The 16383-nt window shown below is 71.9% G+C and carries 19 protein-coding genes and 1 riboswitch; of the genes, 12 read left to right on the top strand and 7 right to left on the bottom strand.

Annotation, left to right across the window (positions count from 1 at the left end):
* Positions 1-62: 62 nt before the first annotated feature.
* The gene (locus tag ACFZBP_RS18625; RefSeq protein WP_383453727.1) at positions 63-350 is read right to left on the bottom strand and encodes a type II toxin-antitoxin system Phd/YefM family antitoxin; all 288 of its coding nucleotides are present in this window, start codon (positions 348-350) and stop codon (positions 63-65) included.
* Positions 351-418: 68 nt separating this feature from the next.
* Between ACFZBP_RS18625 and ACFZBP_RS18620 the strand changes: the two genes are divergently transcribed.
* The 3 genes from ACFZBP_RS18620 to ACFZBP_RS18610 all read left to right on the top strand — a co-directional run bounded on the left by ACFZBP_RS18620 (position 419) and on the right by ACFZBP_RS18610 (position 2399).
* Positions 419-1054, top strand: a complete 636-nt coding sequence (locus ACFZBP_RS18620) for an ATP-dependent Clp protease proteolytic subunit (RefSeq protein ID WP_383453725.1) — start codon at positions 419-421, stop codon at positions 1052-1054.
* A gap of 7 nt (positions 1055-1061) precedes the next feature.
* Entirely contained in the window at positions 1062-1370 is a 309-nt protein-coding gene (locus ACFZBP_RS18615) for a hypothetical protein (protein WP_391414333.1), read from the top strand.
* A 341-nt stretch (positions 1371-1711) separates the two neighbouring features.
* Positions 1712-1922: riboswitch (cyclic di-AMP (ydaO/yuaA leader) on the top strand.
* A gap of 3 nt (positions 1923-1925) precedes the next feature.
* Positions 1926-2399 (top strand): NlpC/P60 family protein, encoded by a 474-nt coding sequence (locus ACFZBP_RS18610; RefSeq protein WP_391414331.1) that lies wholly within the window; start codon positions 1926-1928, stop codon positions 2397-2399.
* A gap of 56 nt (positions 2400-2455) precedes the next feature.
* Here ACFZBP_RS18610 and ACFZBP_RS18605 read toward each other — a convergent pair whose 3' ends face one another.
* On the bottom strand, positions 2456-3070 hold the full coding sequence (locus ACFZBP_RS18605; RefSeq protein ID WP_383453719.1) for a LysE family translocator: 615 nt from the start codon (positions 3068-3070) through the stop codon (positions 2456-2458).
* 87 nt (positions 3071-3157) lie between these two features.
* On the opposite strand from ACFZBP_RS18605, the gene ACFZBP_RS18600 reads away from it, so the two are divergent.
* Entirely contained in the window at positions 3158-4078 is a 921-nt protein-coding gene (locus tag ACFZBP_RS18600; RefSeq protein WP_383453717.1) for a LysR family transcriptional regulator, read from the top strand.
* 82 nt (positions 4079-4160) lie between these two features.
* Here the strand turns inward: ACFZBP_RS18600 and ACFZBP_RS18595 are convergent, their stop codons facing one another.
* On the bottom strand, positions 4161-4604 hold the full coding sequence (locus tag ACFZBP_RS18595; RefSeq protein ID WP_391414326.1) for an ATP-binding protein: 444 nt from the start codon (positions 4602-4604) through the stop codon (positions 4161-4163).
* Between the two features lie 213 nt (positions 4605-4817).
* Here ACFZBP_RS18595 and ACFZBP_RS18590 point away from each other — a divergent pair, with 213 nt between their 5' ends.
* Together ACFZBP_RS18590 and ACFZBP_RS18585 are read left to right on the top strand one after the other, a co-directional pair.
* Complete coding sequence (locus tag ACFZBP_RS18590) at positions 4818-5687, top strand: helix-turn-helix domain-containing protein (protein WP_383453713.1); 870 nt, start codon at positions 4818-4820, stop codon at positions 5685-5687.
* Between the two features lie 9 nt (positions 5688-5696).
* Complete coding sequence (locus tag ACFZBP_RS18585) at positions 5697-5924, top strand: DUF397 domain-containing protein (protein ID WP_391414324.1); 228 nt, start codon at positions 5697-5699, stop codon at positions 5922-5924.
* 100 nt (positions 5925-6024) lie between these two features.
* Here the strand turns inward: ACFZBP_RS18585 and ACFZBP_RS18580 are convergent, their stop codons facing one another.
* Positions 6025-7152, bottom strand: coding sequence for an aminotransferase class I/II-fold pyridoxal phosphate-dependent enzyme (locus ACFZBP_RS18580; RefSeq protein ID WP_391414322.1), 1128 nt, complete (start codon positions 7150-7152; stop codon positions 6025-6027).
* 146 nt (positions 7153-7298) lie between these two features.
* On the opposite strand from ACFZBP_RS18580, the gene bioB reads away from it, so the two are divergent.
* Genes bioB through bioD form a run of 3 tightly spaced genes read left to right on the top strand, consistent with a single transcriptional unit; the run spans position 7299 to position 10531 of the window.
* Entirely contained in the window at positions 7299-8522 is a 1224-nt protein-coding gene (gene bioB, locus ACFZBP_RS18575) for a biotin synthase BioB (protein WP_391414320.1), read from the top strand.
* Between the two features lie 10 nt (positions 8523-8532).
* Positions 8533-9813, top strand: coding sequence for an adenosylmethionine--8-amino-7-oxononanoate transaminase (locus ACFZBP_RS18570; RefSeq protein WP_391415093.1), 1281 nt, complete (start codon positions 8533-8535; stop codon positions 9811-9813).
* A gap of 1 nt (position 9814) precedes the next feature.
* Positions 9815-10531, top strand: coding sequence for a dethiobiotin synthase (bioD, locus tag ACFZBP_RS18565; protein WP_391414318.1), 717 nt, complete (start codon positions 9815-9817; stop codon positions 10529-10531).
* 159 nt (positions 10532-10690) lie between these two features.
* On the opposite strand, the gene ACFZBP_RS18560 is transcribed toward bioD, so the two are convergent.
* Positions 10691-13063, bottom strand: coding sequence for a LuxR C-terminal-related transcriptional regulator (locus tag ACFZBP_RS18560; RefSeq protein ID WP_391414316.1), 2373 nt, complete (start codon positions 13061-13063; stop codon positions 10691-10693).
* A 115-nt stretch (positions 13064-13178) separates the two neighbouring features.
* On the opposite strand from ACFZBP_RS18560, the gene ACFZBP_RS18555 reads away from it, so the two are divergent.
* Positions 13179-13865, top strand: a complete 687-nt coding sequence (locus ACFZBP_RS18555; protein ID WP_383453699.1) for an esterase/lipase family protein — start codon at positions 13179-13181, stop codon at positions 13863-13865.
* Positions 13866-13968: 103 nt separating this feature from the next.
* Positions 13969-14661, top strand: a complete 693-nt coding sequence (locus ACFZBP_RS18550; protein WP_383453697.1) for a class I SAM-dependent methyltransferase — start codon at positions 13969-13971, stop codon at positions 14659-14661.
* Positions 14662-14728: 67 nt separating this feature from the next.
* Here ACFZBP_RS18550 and ACFZBP_RS18545 read toward each other — a convergent pair whose 3' ends face one another.
* Both ACFZBP_RS18545 and ACFZBP_RS18540 read right to left on the bottom strand, forming a co-directional pair.
* A complete protein-coding gene (locus tag ACFZBP_RS18545) occupies positions 14729-15103 on the bottom strand; it encodes a hypothetical protein (RefSeq protein ID WP_062722877.1) in 375 nt (124 codons plus the stop codon).
* A 3-nt stretch (positions 15104-15106) separates the two neighbouring features.
* Entirely contained in the window at positions 15107-15334 is a 228-nt protein-coding gene (locus ACFZBP_RS18540) for a hypothetical protein (RefSeq protein WP_030053911.1), read from the bottom strand.
* 194 nt (positions 15335-15528) lie between these two features.
* On the opposite strand from ACFZBP_RS18540, the gene ACFZBP_RS18535 reads away from it, so the two are divergent.
* Entirely contained in the window at positions 15529-16383 is an 855-nt protein-coding gene (locus ACFZBP_RS18535) for an ATP-binding cassette domain-containing protein (protein ID WP_391414313.1), read from the top strand.

Here is a 16383-nt window from a genome sequence, read left to right as displayed (position 1 = left end):
CACCCCCGCTGTAGCGGACGGGGGTGCACGGTTCTCTGCTTCAGGGGCCCGAACCGCGGGCGCTACGAGGGGGTCGACCTCCGGTGCTCGGCGGCGATGCCGAAGCGCTGCCGTTCGCGGGGAGCGGAAGCGACCTCGCGGACGCTGGAGACCGCGCTGACGACGGGCTCCTCGGCGAGGTCCGCCGGCTCCCCGAGCTTCTCGAGTCGCTCCAGGTCAGCGGCGGAGACAAGGGCGACGAGGGGCTTTCCGTGCCGCGTCACGACGACGCGTTCACCGCCGTACACCACGCGATTGATCAGATCGGCGAGCTCAGCCCTGGCTTGCGTCACCGGAATCTCGTAGGACATGCTCCCCACATTACGTCATGTACGTCCTGTACATTTTTTACAGGCACCTCGCCAAGGGAGCGTGAGCCATGACCCGACCGACCGCCCGCCATGTGCTGCCCGAGTTCACGGAGCGCACCAGCACCGGCACCAGGACGCAGGACCCCTACTCGAAGCTGCTGGAGGAGCGGATCGTCTTCCTCGGCACACAGGTCGACGACATCTCGGCGAACGACGTGATGGCCCAGTTCATGTACCTGGAGCACCGGGACCCCGACCGGGGCATCTCGCTGTACATCAATTCGCCGGGCGGATCCTTCAGCGCCATGACGGCGATCTACGACACCATGCGGTATGTCACCTGCGACGTGGAGACGATCTGCCTGGGTCAGGCCGGCTCGGCCGCCGCGGTGCTCCTGTCCGCCGGCACACCGGGCAGGCGATTCGCGCTGCCGGGCGCCCGGGTGGTGATCCATCAGCCGGGGCTGCCCGAGCCGGTCGAGGGCCAGGCCAGCGATCTGGCCATCCAGGCCGACGAACTGACGCGCGTTCGGACCCGTCTGGAGGAGATGCTCGCCCTGCACACCGGACGCAGCCGCGAGCAGGTGGGCGAGGACATCGAGCGGGACAAGATCCTGAACGCCCAGGAGGCACTGGAGTACGGGCTGGTGGACGCGATCATCCCCAGTCGCAAGGCCACCCTCGCGCCGCCCACGGGGCGGTGATCGGCCGGTGCTGCCACCCGAGCTGCCGCCGCTGCCCGCGCTGACCCGCGCGGAGGGCGAGTTGATCGACCGTTACCTCGACGTCGTGGACCTGCTCGGCCGGATCAACCCGGGCCGGCACGGCGACACCTACAGCGGACTGCGCGCCGCCCAGGCGCTCGTGAGCAGGGCGGCCGAGCTCCGGGACGCGCTGGCGCTGATGCACCGGCGGGGCGAGACGGAGCTGCACGCTCCCACGCTGGCGCGTGCGTTGCGCGTGCTGGACGGAGAGCGCCGCACGGCTCGTGTCACGGTGCCGCCGCGCTCCGACAGTTGACGACGTGTACAGATCGGTTCCGGACGTCTCGACCCACGGCCGAGGCGTCCGGAACGGAGCTGAAACGCACCAAACGACGTACCCCCTTCCGGCTTAGCCATCCCTCCAGTTACGCGCCCGTCAAGGTTGCACAGCGGGCATGAGCACGAGACCGAATCCACTGTTCCGTCCCTGGTCCGGGGCTCGTTGGGCACTTGGACACCGCCTCGAACACGGGGGTGTCCACCCGAACGGGTGAGTGGTGAGTAACACCACAAATCCCCGGTTCCGTTGGGATTTTCGTTCAACCGTGCGCCAAGATCCCTGTCTGACGACAAGCCCCCGCCACAGCGGCGGGGCGGTCCGGGCGGACGCCGAGTCCTGCCGCCGCCCGGATGACCGGTCGACAGGAGTGGATCGGCAGGAGTGGAGGACCCGAGCAAGACGGGTCGCCGGAGCGGACGTTCGTTCGATCCGAGCAACCCTTGGGGTGAAGCCGCGGCAACGCGGCCGGGCAACTTCGCCAGCCCGAATCCGACAGGTCATCCTTCACAGGCGGCTGACGAAGGGTTGCGCATGACTGCGCTCAATCGTGTCCCGTCGCTCATGGCCCGGGCCGGAACGGCCTCGGCTCTCACCATCGCCGCAGTGGGCGGCTCGATAGTGGCACCCGGCTTCGCCCCCGAGGCCGAAGCGGCCACGCCGGCGACGAAGGCACTCCAGGTCGCGGCCTCCAAGAAGGGCTCCCCGTACAAGTGGGGCGCCACCGGGCCGAACCGTTTCGACTGCTCCGGGCTGACGCTGTACTCGTTCAAGAAGGCGGGCAAGAAGCTGCCCCGCACGGCGGCCCAGCAGTACAACAAGACCCGCCACATCTCCGCCCAGAACCGCAAGGCCGGAGACCTGGTGTTCTTCCACTCGGGGTCGTACGTCTACCACGTCGGCATCTACGCCGGGAAGGGGAAGATCTGGCACTCCCCGAAGAGCGGGGACGTGGTGAGGCTGCAGAAGATCTGGACCAGGAGCGTCTGGTACGGCCGGGTCAAGTGACCTGCCCGGGGGCGGTGACGGCGACCTGATACGCCGTCACCGCCCTCAGGGCCGCCTCACAGGGCCAGCAGCGGCCCGGCCAGCAGGGCCCCGCCGAAGGCCGTCAGCGCGGCGCCGGTGACGGTCGTGACGGCCCGGGCGGCGCGCGGGCGGCGCAGCCATCTGCCGAGCCGGTCCACGAGCAGGGCGACCACCTGGAACCAGACCAGGGCGATCGCGAGCACGATGAGCGCGAGCAGCAGGGTCCGGGGCAGTGCCGGGGCGCCCGCGGGCACGAACTGGGGCAGCACGCTGAGGAAGGTCAGGGACGCCTTCGGGTTCAGGGCGTTGGTCACGAAGCCCTGGCGCAGGGGCCGCCCGGTGGAGTCCTCGCGCTCCTCCATGACGTCGGCGCGCCGTTGCCGCAGCGTCTGGACGCCGAGATACAGCACATAGACGCCGCCGACCACCTGGAGCGCGCGGAACAGCGCCGGCATGGCGGCCAGCACCGCGGCGACGCCCACCACCGCCAGCGTCACATGGACCAGCAGCCCGGCCCCGATCCCGAGCGCGCAGGCGATGCCGGCCCGACGGGAGACGAGGGCGTTGCGTACGACGACGGTGAAGTCGGCCCCGGGCATGGCGACCAGGCCGGCGGAGATCCCGGTGAAGGCGATGAGCTGAGCGTCCATGCGCCCAGCGTGCCTGGCGGGGGCCTTCAACAGGTATTTCGAATATCCTGGGAAGGCCTAAAGCATCACTTAACCCCAGGGGCTGCCGTGTACGACCCGACCCGTCTCGCCGCCCTGGTGGCGGTCGCCGAAGCGGGTTCGATCACCCGGGCCGCCGAGCGGCTCGGCTACACCACACCCGCGCTGTCGCAGCAGCTGGCCAAGCTGGAGCGCGAGGCGGGCACCGCCCTTCTGGTACGGCATCACCGCGGGGCCCGCCTGACGGGTGCGGGCGAGCTGCTGGTGGTCCGGGCGCGGCGGGTGCTCGACGAGCTGGAGCGGGCGCGACATGAACTGGCCGGGCTGACCGGCCTGACCGGCGGCACGCTCCGGCTCGGCACCTTCCAGACCGCCGGCATCCACCTGCTGCCACCGGCTCTCAGCGCGTTTCGCCGCGCCCATCCGGACGTCGAGCTGACGGTCGCCGACTACGAGCCCTCGGCCGGTGTCGCGGCGGTGGCGGCCGGCGAGGTCGACCTGGCGCTGACCCACGCCTACGAGCCGGGGGAGCCGATCCCGCTGCCCGCCTCGGTCGGCGTCGAGCCGATCCTCGTCGAGGAGCTTGTCCTGGTGTCCGCTCCGGGCCACGTCCTCACCAGTGGCGCCGCACGGCTACCGCTGGCCGACCTCGCCGGCCAGCCACTGATCAGCATGGCGCCCGACGCCCCCGCCCGGCGAGGTGTGGAGGTGGCCCTGACCAGAGCCGGGGCCACACCGTCGGTGCTGGTCCCGACGCCGGGGTACCTCCTGGTGTGCGCCCTGGCCAGCGCGGGGCTCGGGGTGGCGGTGGTACCGGAGATGGTGGCGCGGACATCGGTCACTCCGGTCGGGGTGCGGGCGCTGGAGGGCGGAGGGTTGCGTCGTACGATCTCGGTCGCGTATCGCGGGGAAGCGACGTCACCCGCGGCGGACGCTTTCCGAGCGATGCTGAGGGCCACTTTCAACCGAGCCCAACAGCCCCAACCCTGAGGGGCGCGGGGAACTGCGTGACCAGCCACGTCGGACCGCAAGACGCCAGACGGCCGTTCGCGGCATCCAGCCGGGGCGGGCGCTACGACTCAGGCGCCGCAGGCACCGGCACAGCCCACGGCAGTTCGATGGAGACCGTCTTCCCGCCCTCCCGCGTCGGTCGCACTCTGAGCTTGCCGCCGCACTCCGCGGTCAGCCAGCGGATGATGACCATGCCGCGGCCGTTGTCCTGCTGGACGGCGGCCGGCAGCCGCTTGGGGAAGCGCGGATGGCTGTCGGTGACGCCGATGCGCAGGTGTTCGTCACGGTCGAGGGCGAGGTCCACCGTGAAGGTGGGTGACTGGCCGAGGGTGTGCTGTACGGCGTTGGTGGTGAGCTCGGAGACGATCAGACGGATGGTGTCGGCCACCTCCGTGTCCGGTGGCAGTCCCCACTCGGCGAGAGTGGTGACCACGTAGGCCCGGGCCGCGGAGACCGAGGCGGGATCGCTCGGCAGAGTGACGGATGCTTCCAGATGATCTGCCATGGCGACGTCGTCCCTTTCCCACGGGACCGCAGTCCGACACGGAGCGGAGGGTTCGAGTACGGTCCCGGACTGGTGCTTCGTCGCCAGAGTGCCATTACCGCGCCCGTCAGGAGTGGCGATCCACCAAGATATGCATATATCTGTCGCTCGAAGCGGTGAACTCTGCGACGGCAGAGCGTATTTGGGCGGCTCGGTTGGAGTAAGGAGTTGCCCATGCAGCACGGTCCCGCGGTGCGCCGCCGGAAACTGGGCGCGGAACTGCGTGCGTTGCGCACCGGGGCGGGGCTCACCAGTGGTGAGGCGGCCCGGTCGGTGGGCTGGCACCAGTCCAAGGTGAGCCGGATCGAGACCGGCGCCAGCGGGGTGAAACCGGCCGATGTGCGGTTACTGCTCGACGCCTATGGCGTACAGGACGCCAGGCTGAGGGAGTTGCTGCTGGTGCTGGCGGGCTCCGACGAGGGTGGCGGACGTCATCACTGGTGGCACGCGTACCGCGGAGTACTGCCGCCGACGTACCGCGACTTCATCAGTCTGGAGTCCCAGGCGAGCGCGATGCGCACGCTGGAGACGTCCGTGGTGCCCGGGCTGTTGCAGACACCGGAGTACGCGCGGGCGGTGACCCGGGCCGCGGTGGGTGGGCTCGACGAGGACGCCGACGACCGTCTGGAGGCGCTGGTCGCGGTCCGTCTGGCCAGGCAGGACGTGCTGCGCGCGGATCCGCCGCTGGAGCTGAGCGCGGTGCTCGACGAGGCGGTGCTGCGCCGGGAGATCGGCGGACCGCAGGTCATGGCGCGGCAGTTGAGGCGGCTGGTGGAGGCGGCGCGGTTGCCCCAAGTCCGGTTGCAGGTGCTGCCGTTCGCGGCCGGTGAGCATGTCGGCATCACCGGGCCTTTCGTTATCTTCTCATTTTCGCGCACTTCTGATCTGGATGTGGTTGTTCTCGACCACTTGACGAGTAGCCTCTATCTCGAACGGAAAGAAGACCTCCAGGCCTACACGGAGGCCTTCAACACCCTTCGGATCCACGCCCTTTCGCCCGAGGAATCGTTGGATTACATCGCCGCGCTGGCTGGCGGCGCGTAAGGAGGCACCATGACCGCACTGCCTCGGAACGTGACTTCAAGTACCGATCTGCCCGGTGCGCGCTGGCTGCGCAGCAGCTACAGCACCGGAGCGAACAACTGCGTCGAGACGGCGCGGCAGCACTCCGGCCCGTGGACCGGGCTGCTCGCCGTGCGCGACTCCAAGGACCCGGCCGGGCCCGCGCTGCTCTTCTCCCCCGAGAGCTGGACGGGCTTCACGACCGCGTTCCAGTCCTGACCGAACCGATCAACTCCGACCGATTCAGATCGATCTCCTTTTGATCGATCCCACTTTGATCAGTTCCGACTGAGCGACGGCAGGGCCCTGTCACGCCGACTCATGGTCGTGTCTCGCCGATCACTCGCACAGCGCGTTCGATCTGCCCCTCGGAGAGGTCCGCGCGGGCGGTCAGCCTCAGCCGTGAGATGCCGTCGGGAACGGAGGGAGGACGGAAGCAGCCCACGGCGAGGCCCGCCGCACGGCAGTCGGCCGCCCAGAGCACGGCCTCTTCGGGGGACGGCGCGCGCACGGAGACGACCGCGGCGTCCGGACGTACGGCTTCCAGACCCGCGGCCGTCAGGCGGGTGTGCAGTTGGCCCGCCACCGTGCGGGCCCGCGCCGCGCGCTCCGGCTCGCGGCGCAGCAACCTCAGTGCCGCCAGGGCCGCGCCCGCCGCAGCGGGGGCGAGGCCCGTGTCGAAGATGAACGTCCGGGCCGCGTTGACCAGGTGGTCGATGACCCGGGCGGGGCCGAGCACGGCGCCGCCCTGGCTGCCGAACGACTTGGACAGCGTGACCGTGACGACGACGTCGTCGGCGCCCGCGAGTCCCGTGGCGTGCGGGGCGCCGCGGCCGCCGTCGCCCAGCACGCCGAGCCCGTGGGCGTCGTCCACGACCAGCCCGGCGCCGTGCTCCCGGCACGCCTCGGCGAACCGGGCCAGCGGGGCGGCGTCGCCGTCGACCGAGAAGACGGTGTCGGACACCACGACGGCGGGGCCGTCATGCGTCTGGAGTGCCTTGCGCACGGCGTCCGGGTCGCAGTGCCCCACGACCTGTGTCGTGCCGCGCGCCAGCCGGCAGCCGTCGATCAGCGAGGCGTGGTTGCCCGCGTCCGAGACGATCAGCGAGCCGTGCGGCGCCAGCGCGGTGACCGCGGCGAGGTTGGCCGCGTAGCCGGACGAGAAGACCAGGGCCGCCTCGAAGCCGCAGAAGTCGGCCAGCTCGCGCTCCAGCTCGGCGTGCAGCTGAGTCGTGCCCGTGACGAGCCGGGACCCGGTCGCGCCGCCGCCCCACGTCCGCGCGGCCCGCGCCGCGCTCTCGGTGACCTCGGGATGGCGGGCCAGACCAAGGTAGTCGTTGCTCGCGAGATCGAGGAGCGGCGACTCGGCGGGGCGCGGGCGCAGGGTCCGTACGAGTCCGGCGCGGCGGCGCAGCTCCGCCTGCTCGTCGATCCAGCCGAACGCCATGGCTCCTCCGGGCTTTTGTAGGCAGTGCACAGACACTAGTCGCAGGGTCGACGGCCCACGGTGTGGCAATACCCACACATCGAAGTGACAGGGTTGTCCGAAGTCTCCTTGGCTCGGAGGCCCTCCGTGCGTAAGGATCAGCTCCCATGGACCTGCTGAACACGCTGGTGGACAAGGGGCTTCGGCGCGAGCTGCCGACCCGCGAGGAAGCCTTGGCCGTCCTCGCCACTTCCGACGACGACCTGCTCGATGTGGTGGCCGCGGCCGGGAAGGTGCGCCGGCACTGGTTCGGCCGACGGGTGAAACTCAACTATCTCGTCAACCTGAAGTCCGGGCTGTGCCCCGAGGACTGCTCCTACTGTTCCCAGCGCCTCGGCTCGACCACCGGCATCCTGAAGTACACCTGGCTCAAGCCCGAGGAGGCCTCCCAGGCCGCGGCCGCCGGTTTGGCGGGTGGCGCCAAGCGGGTCTGCCTCGTGGCGTCCGGGCGCGGCCCGACCGACCGTGACGTGGACCGCGTCTCGAAGACCATCAAGGCGATCAAGGACGAGAACGAGGGCGTCGAGGTGTGCGCGTGCCTCGGTCTGCTCTCCGACGGCCAGGCGGAGCGGCTGCGCGAGGCCGGCGCGGACGCCTACAACCACAACCTCAACACCTCCGAGGCCACCTACGGCGAGATCACGAGCACGCACACCTACGCCGACCGTGTCGACACCGTGAACAAGGCGCACGCGGCCGGTCTGTCCGCCTGCTCCGGCCTGATCGCGGGCATGGGCGAGAGCGACGAGGACCTGGTCGACGTCGTCTACTCGCTGCGCGAGCTGGACCCGGACTCGGTGCCGGTCAACTTCCTGATCCCGGTCGAGGGCACCCCGCTGGCCAAGGAGTGGAACCTCACCCCGCAGCGCTGCCTGCGCATCCTGGCGATGGTCCGGTTCGTCTGCCCCGACGTCGAGGTGCGCATCGCGGGTGGCCGCGAGGTCCATCTGCGCACGATGCAGCCCCTCGCCCTGCACCTGGCCAACTCGATCTTCCTCGGCGACTACCTGACCACCGAGGGGCAGGCCGGCAAGGCCGACCTGGAGATGATCGCGGACGCCGGGTTCGAGGTGGAGGGCGCCGACCAGGTGACGCTGCCGGAGCACCGGGCGACGGCCGGGGGCGGCGGCTGCGGCTCGCACGCGAGCGCGGGCTGCGGGTCCGAGGAAGGCGCCGGGTGCGGTGGGCACGATGGCGTCGGGTGCGGAAGTCACGAGGGGGGCGGGGTGTGCGGTACGGCGGCTGCGGCACCGGCCGTCACCGAGCCGCGTACCGACCTGGTCGCCGTACGCCGCCGGGGCGCCGGCACGGACCTCGCGCCCAATGCCTGACGCGCGCACCGTGCCCGAGCTGACCGTTCCCGAGCTGCTGGAACTCGACCGGCGGCACGTGTGGCATCCGTACGGACCCATGCCCGGCCGCGCCGAACCGCTCGTCGTGGAGTCGGCGAGCGGGGTGCGACTGAGGATGGCGGACGGCTCGGGCGAGCTGGTCGACGGCATGTCGTCCTGGTGGTCGGCGATCCACGGCTACAACCACCCGGTGCTCAACGAGGCCGCGCACGAACAGCTGGCGCGGATGAGCCACGTGATGTTCGGCGGGCTCACGCACGAGCCCGCCGTACTGCTGGCGAAGCTCCTTGTCGACATGTCGCCCGATGGTCTGGAGCACGTCTTCCTCGCCGACTCCGGGTCGGTGTCGGTCGAGGTCGCCATCAAGATGTGCCTGCAGTACTGGCGTTCCCTGGGCCGCCCGGGCAAGCAGCGGCTGCTGACCTGGCGCGGCGGCTACCACGGCGACACCTGGCAGCCGATGTCGGTGTGCGATCCCGAGGGCGGGATGCACGAGCTGTGGACCGGCGTGCTCCAGCGCCAGGTGTTCGCGGACCCGCCGCCGGTGGAGTACGACGAGTCGTACGCCGAGCGGCTGCGGTCGCTGATCGAGCGGCACGCCGACGACCTGGCCGCGGTGATCGTCGAGCCGGTCGTGCAGGGCGCGGGCGGCATGCGGTTCCACTCCCCCGCGTATCTGCGGGTGCTGCGCGAGGCCTGCGACACCCACGACGTCCTGCTCGTCCTCGACGAGATCGCGACCGGGTTCGGACGTACGGGCGCGCTGTTCGCGGCGGAGCACGCGGGGGTGACGCCGGATGTGATGTGCGTGGGCAAGGCGCTGACCGGCGGATACCTGACGCTGGCGGCCACGCTGTGCACCTCACGGGTGGCCGACGGGATCTCGCGGGGCGAGGTGCCGGTGCTGGCGCACGGCCCGACCTTCATGGGCAATCCGCTGGCGGCCGCGGTGGCCTGCGCCTCGATCGAGCTGCTGCTCGGGCAGGACTGGGTGGCCGAGGTGAAGCGGATCGAGACGGGCCTGCGGGAAGGGCTGGCCCCCGCGGCGGACATTCCGGGTGTGAAGGATGTCCGTGTCCTCGGCGCCATCGGGGTCGTCCAACTCGACCACGCGGTGGACATGCGGGCGGCGACAGCGGCCTCCGTGCGTGAGGGCGTATGGCTGCGGCCGTTCCGCGACCTCGTCTACACGATGCCGCCGTACGTCACGGGCGACGCGGACGTCGCACGGATCGCCCGCGCGGTGTGCGCGGCCGCTCGGGAGGGCTGACATGCCGGTACTGGTGATCACGGGCACGGGCACGGAGGTCGGCAAGACGGTCACGACCGCCGCGGTCGCGGCGGCCGCGGTGGCCGCGGGCCGTTCGGTGGCGGTGCTGAAGGCCGCGCAGACGGGGGTCGCGCCGGACGAGCGCGGGGACGCGGCGGAGGTCGCGCGGCTGGCCGGCGCCGTGACCACGGCGGAAGTCGCCCGCTATCCCGAGCCGTTGGCCCCGGCGACGGCCGCGCGCCGGGCCGGTCTCCCACCGGTGCGTCCGCACGAGATCGCCGAGGCCGCCGCCAAGCTGGCCACCGAGCACGACCTGGTGCTGGTGGAAGGGGCCGGCGGGCTGCTGGTCCGCTTCGACGACGCGGGCAGCACGCTCGCCGACGCGGCCGAGCTGATGGCGGCACCGGTCCTGGTGGTGGCGTCGGCCGGCCTGGGCACCCTGAACACCACGGAGCTGTCCGCCCGCGAACTGCGCCGTCGGCACCTGGACCTGCTCGGCGTCGTGATCGGCAGCTGGCCCGAGGCACCGGATCTGGCGTCCCGCTGCAACGTCGCGGACCTCCCGGACGTGGCGGCGGCACCGCTGCTGGGCGCGGTCCCGGCGGGCGCGGGGGCACTGGCCCCGGCCGACTTCCGTGCCGGGGCGCCTGGCTGGCTGGCACCCCGGCTGTTCGGGACGTGGGACGCGGATGGCTTCCGGGTGCGGGAAGCGCCCTAGGGGGCCTGTCTGACAATTCCCGTCGTCCGCCCGGCGGGGCGGACCCCGCGGCGGCGATGGGCTGTGCGTGCCAGCACCCGGCGGTTGACGCGGGTGGTTCCCGGGTGCGGGAGGCGCCCTGAGGCCCTGTCCGACGACGGGTCGGACACCGGGTTCGCGCTAGAGCGGCTCCCCTTCCCCAGCGTCGGCGACGATCCGCACCAGTTCGATGCGGGAACGGATCCCGAGGCGGGTGAAGACGCCTCGCAGGTGGTGGTCGATGGTGCGGGGGCTGAGGGCGAGGCGGGCGGCGATCTCGCGGTTGGTGGCGCCCTCGGCGGCCATCCGGGCGATCAGCAGTTGCTGGGCCGTGAGGCGGGTCGAGGGGTGGTCCGCGGTGTCGGGGGCGGGGGCGGCGGGTGCGCCGAGGGCGCGCAGTTCGGTGCGGGCCTGGGCCGCGCAGTGCGGGGCTCCGAAGGAGTCGAACGCCTCCAGGGCGCTGTGCAGCCGGTCGCGTGCCTCCGTGCGGCGGCGCAGTCGGCGCAGGGCGCTGCCGAACAGCAGCTCCGTGCGGGCGCGTTCGAAGTCACGGGTGCCGTGGGAGTGCAGGCCGAGGGCGGTGCGGTAGTGGTCCACGGCGTCCGCGCCGGGGGCGAGCAGGGCGCGGCAGCGGGCGCTGAGGGCGAGGTCGTCCGGGCTGCGCACGGTGCTCGCCCAGCGGTCGTAGTCGGCGTGCGCGACCCGGGCGACCCGGGTGTCACCGGTGCGGACGGCGGCCTCGACGTAGTGCGGGGTGGCGAGATGACGGACGGCCCGGTGGCCGTGTCCGGGGCCGAACCCGGCCAGGGCGCGCAGCCGGGCCGCGGCGGCGGCGAAGCGGCCACTGCTCAGGTCGAGGAAGGCGAGCGCCCACTGGGCGAGCGCGGCGGGCAGTCCGAGGCCGTGGGCGAGGCCGTACGACCGTGCCGTGGCGGCTCGTTCGCGGCACAGGTCCGCCTCTCCGGTCAGCGCCGCGAACATCGCGAGGGCTGCCTGGAGATGACAGGCCCCGTTGTCCTGACCGGTGGCGTGGGCCTGCCAGAGCCCGTCCACGGCAGCGGCCTCGCCGGCCCGTGGCCGGCCCGTCCAGAAGTCGGCGTACGCCCGGAACTCCATCGCCTGCGCCACGGCCACCGGCGTGCCCCGCGCCCTCGCGGAGGCAGCGGCGCGCACGGTCGCCGTGGTCGCGCGGGTGTGGTCGCCGAGGAGCAGCGCGGCGATCCCGGCGTGGATCAGGACGGTCGGATCACCGCCGGGACCGCACTGTCCGACCGCCGCCCTCAGCAGGTCGCGGGCGTCGCCGTACCGCCCGTCGAACGCGGCCACGAGCCCGCCGAGCGTGCCGGGCGGAACGACGCCGAGGCGGTCGGCGACCCGCGCGGCCTCACGCAGGCGGCGTACGTCTCCGGTGTAGATGGCGGCTTCGGTGGCGCGGGCGAGGAGATGATCGGCGTCGGCGGGGGCGGCGAGGGGGCGGGCAACGTCGGTGGGGATGAGGGGAGTTGAGGCGTCCAGCGCTGCGGGGCGAGCTTTGGTCGTCGGTCTGGAGCCCGTGTCGGAGGCGGCTTCCGCCGACGGGGCACGGCGCACGTCGTCGGCAGCGGCACCCGTCGGCCGCGAGCCCCCGCCCGGCGTGCCCGTCCCCACCCGCGCCACCCCCGTCAGCAACGCGTCGAACGCCTCCGGCGCGTTCCCCGCCCGGAGGGCGAGCACGCCCGTCAGGGCGTCGTCCGCGCCGGCGGCGGCCAGTCGGCGGGCCCGGTCGCCGTCGCCCGACTGCCAGGCGTACGCGGCGGCCAGGGCGATCAGACGGGTCTGCCCGGGCGGGTCGGGGCACAGTGCGGCGGCACGCTCGGCGAGGGCGCGGGCCAGGAGGAGCCGCCCCCCGGTGGCCGCCTTGTGCGCGGCGGCGCCGAGCTCCGCCGCGAGCCGGGCGCTGGGCCCGAGCGCCCCCGCGCCCCGGTGCCAGGAACGCCACGGTGTCCCGCCCGCGCCGCCCAGCACGCGGGCCAGCAGGCGGTGGACGTCGCGGCGGTCGGCCGGGGAGCCGCTCTCGTAGGCCGCGACCCGCGTCCACGCGTCCCGGAACACGACCCCGCCCGCACCGGCGTGCGCGACCCCGGCCGCCTCGGCGGCCTCCAGGCAGCGGGTGTCGAGTCGGGCGGCGGTGACGGCGCGCAGGAAGGCGTCCGTGGCGACCGGGTACTGATCGGCCGCGGCGAGCAGCAGCAACAGCCGCGTGTCGTCCGGCAACGCCCGGATCTCCGCCCGGCGTTCACGCAGCAGCACCGGGGCCAGTTCGGCGGGTTCCGTCGGGAGCGGGTCGAGGCCCGTCGTCTGGCGGTCGGTCAGCAGCGGGACCGACTCGACGGCGGCGCGCGGATCGCCGTACACCGCACGCAGCAGCCGGACGCGGACGCCTTCGGGGAGCGTCGCGGCCAGTTGTCGCCATGCCTGCGTGATCGGCGGTGGCGAAGTGCGGTCAAGAGGCGGGGGGTTCACCGGAGTCACCACGCAAATGACGTTACTGGCGAGTTAATTGAACCGTAAAGACCGGCGATTTCGCCGATGCGGCGCGCGTAGACCCGGCTCGACACTCCTGACAACCCCACACGTTTCAGGAGGCATCATGCAGCGCCGCACGCGTCGCATGGCCACGGCCCTCACGGCCCTGGCCTCATCGCTCCTTCTGTCACTCACCCTCTCCCCCACACCCGCGCACGCCGCCACCCACGACCCCGTCGTCTTCGTGCACGGCCTGAGCAGCTCGGCGAGCAGCTGGGACGACTGGATCGGCTACTTCAAGGCGGACGGCTACACATCCGCCGAACTGGACGCCGTGTCGTACGACTGGGCCAAGTCGAACGCGACCACCGCCCAGCAGCTCTCAACCGAGATCAAGAACGTGCTCGCCCGGACCGGCGCCGCCAAGGTCGACCTGGTCGTCCACTCCATGGGCGCGCTCAGCTCCCGCTACTACCTGAAGAACCTCGGCGGGACGTCGTACGTGGACGACTTCGTCTCGACGGCCGGCGTGAACCACGGCACGACCACCGCCTCGTGGTGCGCGTGGCTGTACACGTCCTGCGCGGAGATGAACACCGGCAGTTCGTTCCTGTCCGCCCTGAACTCCGGGGACGAGACCCCGGGCGGCGTGTCGTACGCCAGCTACTGGTCGAACTGCGACGACGCGCTCACTCCGGACACCACCGCGATCCTGAGCGGCGCCACGAACGTCGAGGTCGGCTGTGTCTCGCACACCGACATGAACAACGACCAGGGCGTGTACGAGCAGGTCCGGAACTTCATCGGCTGATCTCCGGCCCGGCCGGAAAGGACGGCCACCGCGGCGGCGGGGGGTGCGTCGGCCCCGTACGGGGGACAATCAGGGTGAGCCCCGTCCCACCCGGGAGGTCCCCATGGCCGTACGGTCCGCCGGCTCCGGCAAGGTGTCACGGGGTGCCGTGCACCACCCGCTGTTCGCCCGTTTCTACGCCCGGATGAGTGTCAACGCCGAGACGCGGATGGGCATGGGCGACATCCGCGACCGGCTGCTGGCCGGGCTGTCGGGCCGGGTGATCGAGATCGGCGCGGGCAACGGCCTGAACTTCACCCACTACCCGAGAGCGGTGTCGGAGGTCGTCGCCATCGAACCGGAGCGTCTGCTGCGGCAGTTGGCGGTGGAGTCCGCCCTGCGCGCCGAGGTCCCGGTGGATGTCGTACCGGGCGCGGCCGAGGCGCTGCCGGTCAAGAGCGAGGCCTTCGACGCGGTGGTGCTCTCGCTGGTGCTGTGCAGCGTGCGGGACGTGCCGCGGGCGCTCGGTGAGGTACGGCGGGTGCTGCGGCCGGGCGGTGTGGTGCGGTTCTTCGAGCACGGCCGGGGCGGCGGGCGCGCGATGCTCCTCACCCAGCGCGCGCTGGACCGGACGGTGTGGCCACTGGTGAGCGGTGGCTGTCATGTCTCGCGTGATCCGGTGGCGGCGCTGCGCGGGGCGGGGTTCGAACTCGGCCCGTGCCGGCAGGTGATGATGCCGGAGAACGGGCCGGTGCTCCCGTCGTCGTACTGCGTGCTGGGCACGGCGTGGCGGCCGACGGAGGAGCGGTCCGGCTGACCACGGCCCCGCCTCGCGGAACCCGTCTCACAGCCTCCGCGTCACGGCCGCGCGTCCCGGACCCGCGTCACAGACTCCACTGCCGCAGTTCGCGCGCGATGTCCTCGACCGAGGCCTCGCCGCTCTTGACCAGGCGTGCCAGATCGCGCACCTGCTCGGGCGAGGTGACGACCTTGAGGCCGCTGGCGACCAGGTAGGCGTAGGCCACGGCAGAGGCGAACAGCGCGTTGGAGCGCTCCAGGGCCGGGACGTGGATGAGGAGTTGGAGCAGGGCCGCGGCGCGGGCCTGCGGGCTGTCGTAGACGGGGGTGTCGAATATCTCCGCACGGTGGCGGGCGACGGCGGCGACCAGGGCTCCCCAGTCGGTGACCTGGGGGTCCCCCGGGGTCCTCTTCTCGGCGAGCATGAGCAGCCAGGCGAGGTCGATGTTCAGATTGCTCAAGGATCAGCGACGACCTTCGTGCTCCGCGCCGAACTCCTCGGCGAAGACGGACTCGTACTGCTTCATGAAGTCGGCGGCGGCGTCGACGAAAGTGTGCCCGACCTCTCCGGTGTCCTTTCTGACCAGCTCCTCGATGTAGCGGTTGACGCTCATGCCGCGGGCCAGGGCGCGTTCGCGTGCCGCGCGGGCGGTGCCCTCGTCCACTCTCACGTTCAGCTGGGTCTTCGCCATACCTCAAAGCTAGCGCTCGAACGCTAGCAGCGGCAAGGAGTCACTCCGGAGACGGAGCGTGCCCCTTACATCGATATCAGGGGCCCGACCTGGGGCGGAGACCGACCGGGACCTTGGATGGATACCGGGTGTGCCGTGGATCACATTACGCTCGGCGGTGACGGTGAGTCGTTCCTTCCCTCGAGGAGGCGGTCTTGTCCACAGCAGCTGCCCGGTACGCCCAGGGCCCCACGTCGGCCGACGGGACCGCGGCCCGCGCCCGCGGCCTGACCAAGGCGTACGGCTCGGGCGAGACGACGGTGCTCGCCCTCGACTCCGTGGACGTGGACATCGCGCGTGGCCGCTTCACGGCGGTCATGGGACCGTCGGGGTCCGGGAAGTCCACGTTGATGCACTGTCTGGCGGGGCTCGACAACGTCTCTGCGGGGCAGGTGTGGCTCGGCGGGACCGAGATCACCGGGCTGAAGGAGCGTGAGCTGACCCGGCTGCGGCGGGACCGGATCGGGTTCATGTTCCAGTCGTTCAACCTCATCCCGACCCTGAACGCGGCCGAAAACATCACGCTGCCCATGGACATCGCGGGCAGGAAGCCCGACGAGAAGTGGCTGGACCAGGTCATCGACACGCTCGGGCTGCGGGACCGTCTCGGGCACCGGCCGTCCCAGCTGTCCGGCGGCCAGCAGCAGCGCGTCGCCTGCGCCCGCGCGCTCGCCTCCCGCCCGGAGCTGATCTTCGCCGACGAACCCACCGGCAACCTGGACTCCCGGGCCGGCCTCGAGGTGCTCGGGTTCCTGCGCGAGGCCGTCGACCAGCTGGGGCAGACCGTTGTCATGGTCACCCATGACCCGGGCGCCGCCGCCCACTCCGATCTGGTGCTCTTCCTGGGTGACGGGCGGATCGTGGACGAGATGGAGCGGCCGACCGCGGAGGCCGTACTGGAGCGTATGAAGCGCTTCGACGGGATCCGCGGCCAAGAGGGCCTCCACGGTCAGGAGGGGATCCGCGGCCGGTCCGACGACGGCGGACCCACGGCATCCGAGGAGCGCTGA

Source organism: Streptomyces sp. NPDC008086, from assembly GCF_042957325.1.
Taxonomy (GTDB): domain Bacteria; phylum Actinomycetota; class Actinomycetes; order Streptomycetales; family Streptomycetaceae; genus Streptomyces.
The sequence above is the reverse complement of the archived record's forward strand: the minus strand, read 5'-3'. Positions and strand labels throughout refer to the sequence as shown.

Excerpts from the sequence above, each read along its gene's own strand:
- ACFZBP_RS18625 (WP_383453727.1), bottom strand. The coding sequence starts at position 350 with ATGTCCTACGAGATTCCGGTGACGCAAGCCAGGGCTGAGCTCGCCGAT.
- ACFZBP_RS18620 (WP_383453725.1), top strand. The coding sequence starts at position 419 with ATGACCCGACCGACCGCCCGCCATGTGCTGCCCGAGTTCACGGAGCGC.
- ACFZBP_RS18610 (WP_391414331.1), top strand. The coding sequence starts at position 1,926 with ATGACTGCGCTCAATCGTGTCCCGTCGCTCATGGCCCGGGCCGGAACG.
- ACFZBP_RS18605 (WP_383453719.1), bottom strand. The coding sequence starts at position 3,070 with ATGGACGCTCAGCTCATCGCCTTCACCGGGATCTCCGCCGGCCTGGTC.
- ACFZBP_RS18595 (WP_391414326.1), bottom strand. The coding sequence starts at position 4,604 with ATGGCAGATCATCTGGAAGCATCCGTCACTCTGCCGAGCGATCCCGCC.
- ACFZBP_RS18590 (WP_383453713.1), top strand. The coding sequence starts at position 4,818 with ATGCAGCACGGTCCCGCGGTGCGCCGCCGGAAACTGGGCGCGGAACTG.
- ACFZBP_RS18585 (WP_391414324.1), top strand. The coding sequence starts at position 5,697 with ATGACCGCACTGCCTCGGAACGTGACTTCAAGTACCGATCTGCCCGGT.
- ACFZBP_RS18580 (WP_391414322.1), bottom strand. The coding sequence starts at position 7,152 with ATGGCGTTCGGCTGGATCGACGAGCAGGCGGAGCTGCGCCGCCGCGCC.
- bioB (WP_391414320.1), top strand. The coding sequence starts at position 7,299 with ATGGACCTGCTGAACACGCTGGTGGACAAGGGGCTTCGGCGCGAGCTG.
- bioD (WP_391414318.1), top strand. The coding sequence starts at position 9,815 with ATGCCGGTACTGGTGATCACGGGCACGGGCACGGAGGTCGGCAAGACG.
- ACFZBP_RS18555 (WP_383453699.1), top strand. The coding sequence starts at position 13,179 with ATGCAGCGCCGCACGCGTCGCATGGCCACGGCCCTCACGGCCCTGGCC.
- ACFZBP_RS18550 (WP_383453697.1), top strand. The coding sequence starts at position 13,969 with ATGGCCGTACGGTCCGCCGGCTCCGGCAAGGTGTCACGGGGTGCCGTG.
- ACFZBP_RS18540 (WP_030053911.1), bottom strand. The coding sequence starts at position 15,334 with ATGGCGAAGACCCAGCTGAACGTGAGAGTGGACGAGGGCACCGCCCGC.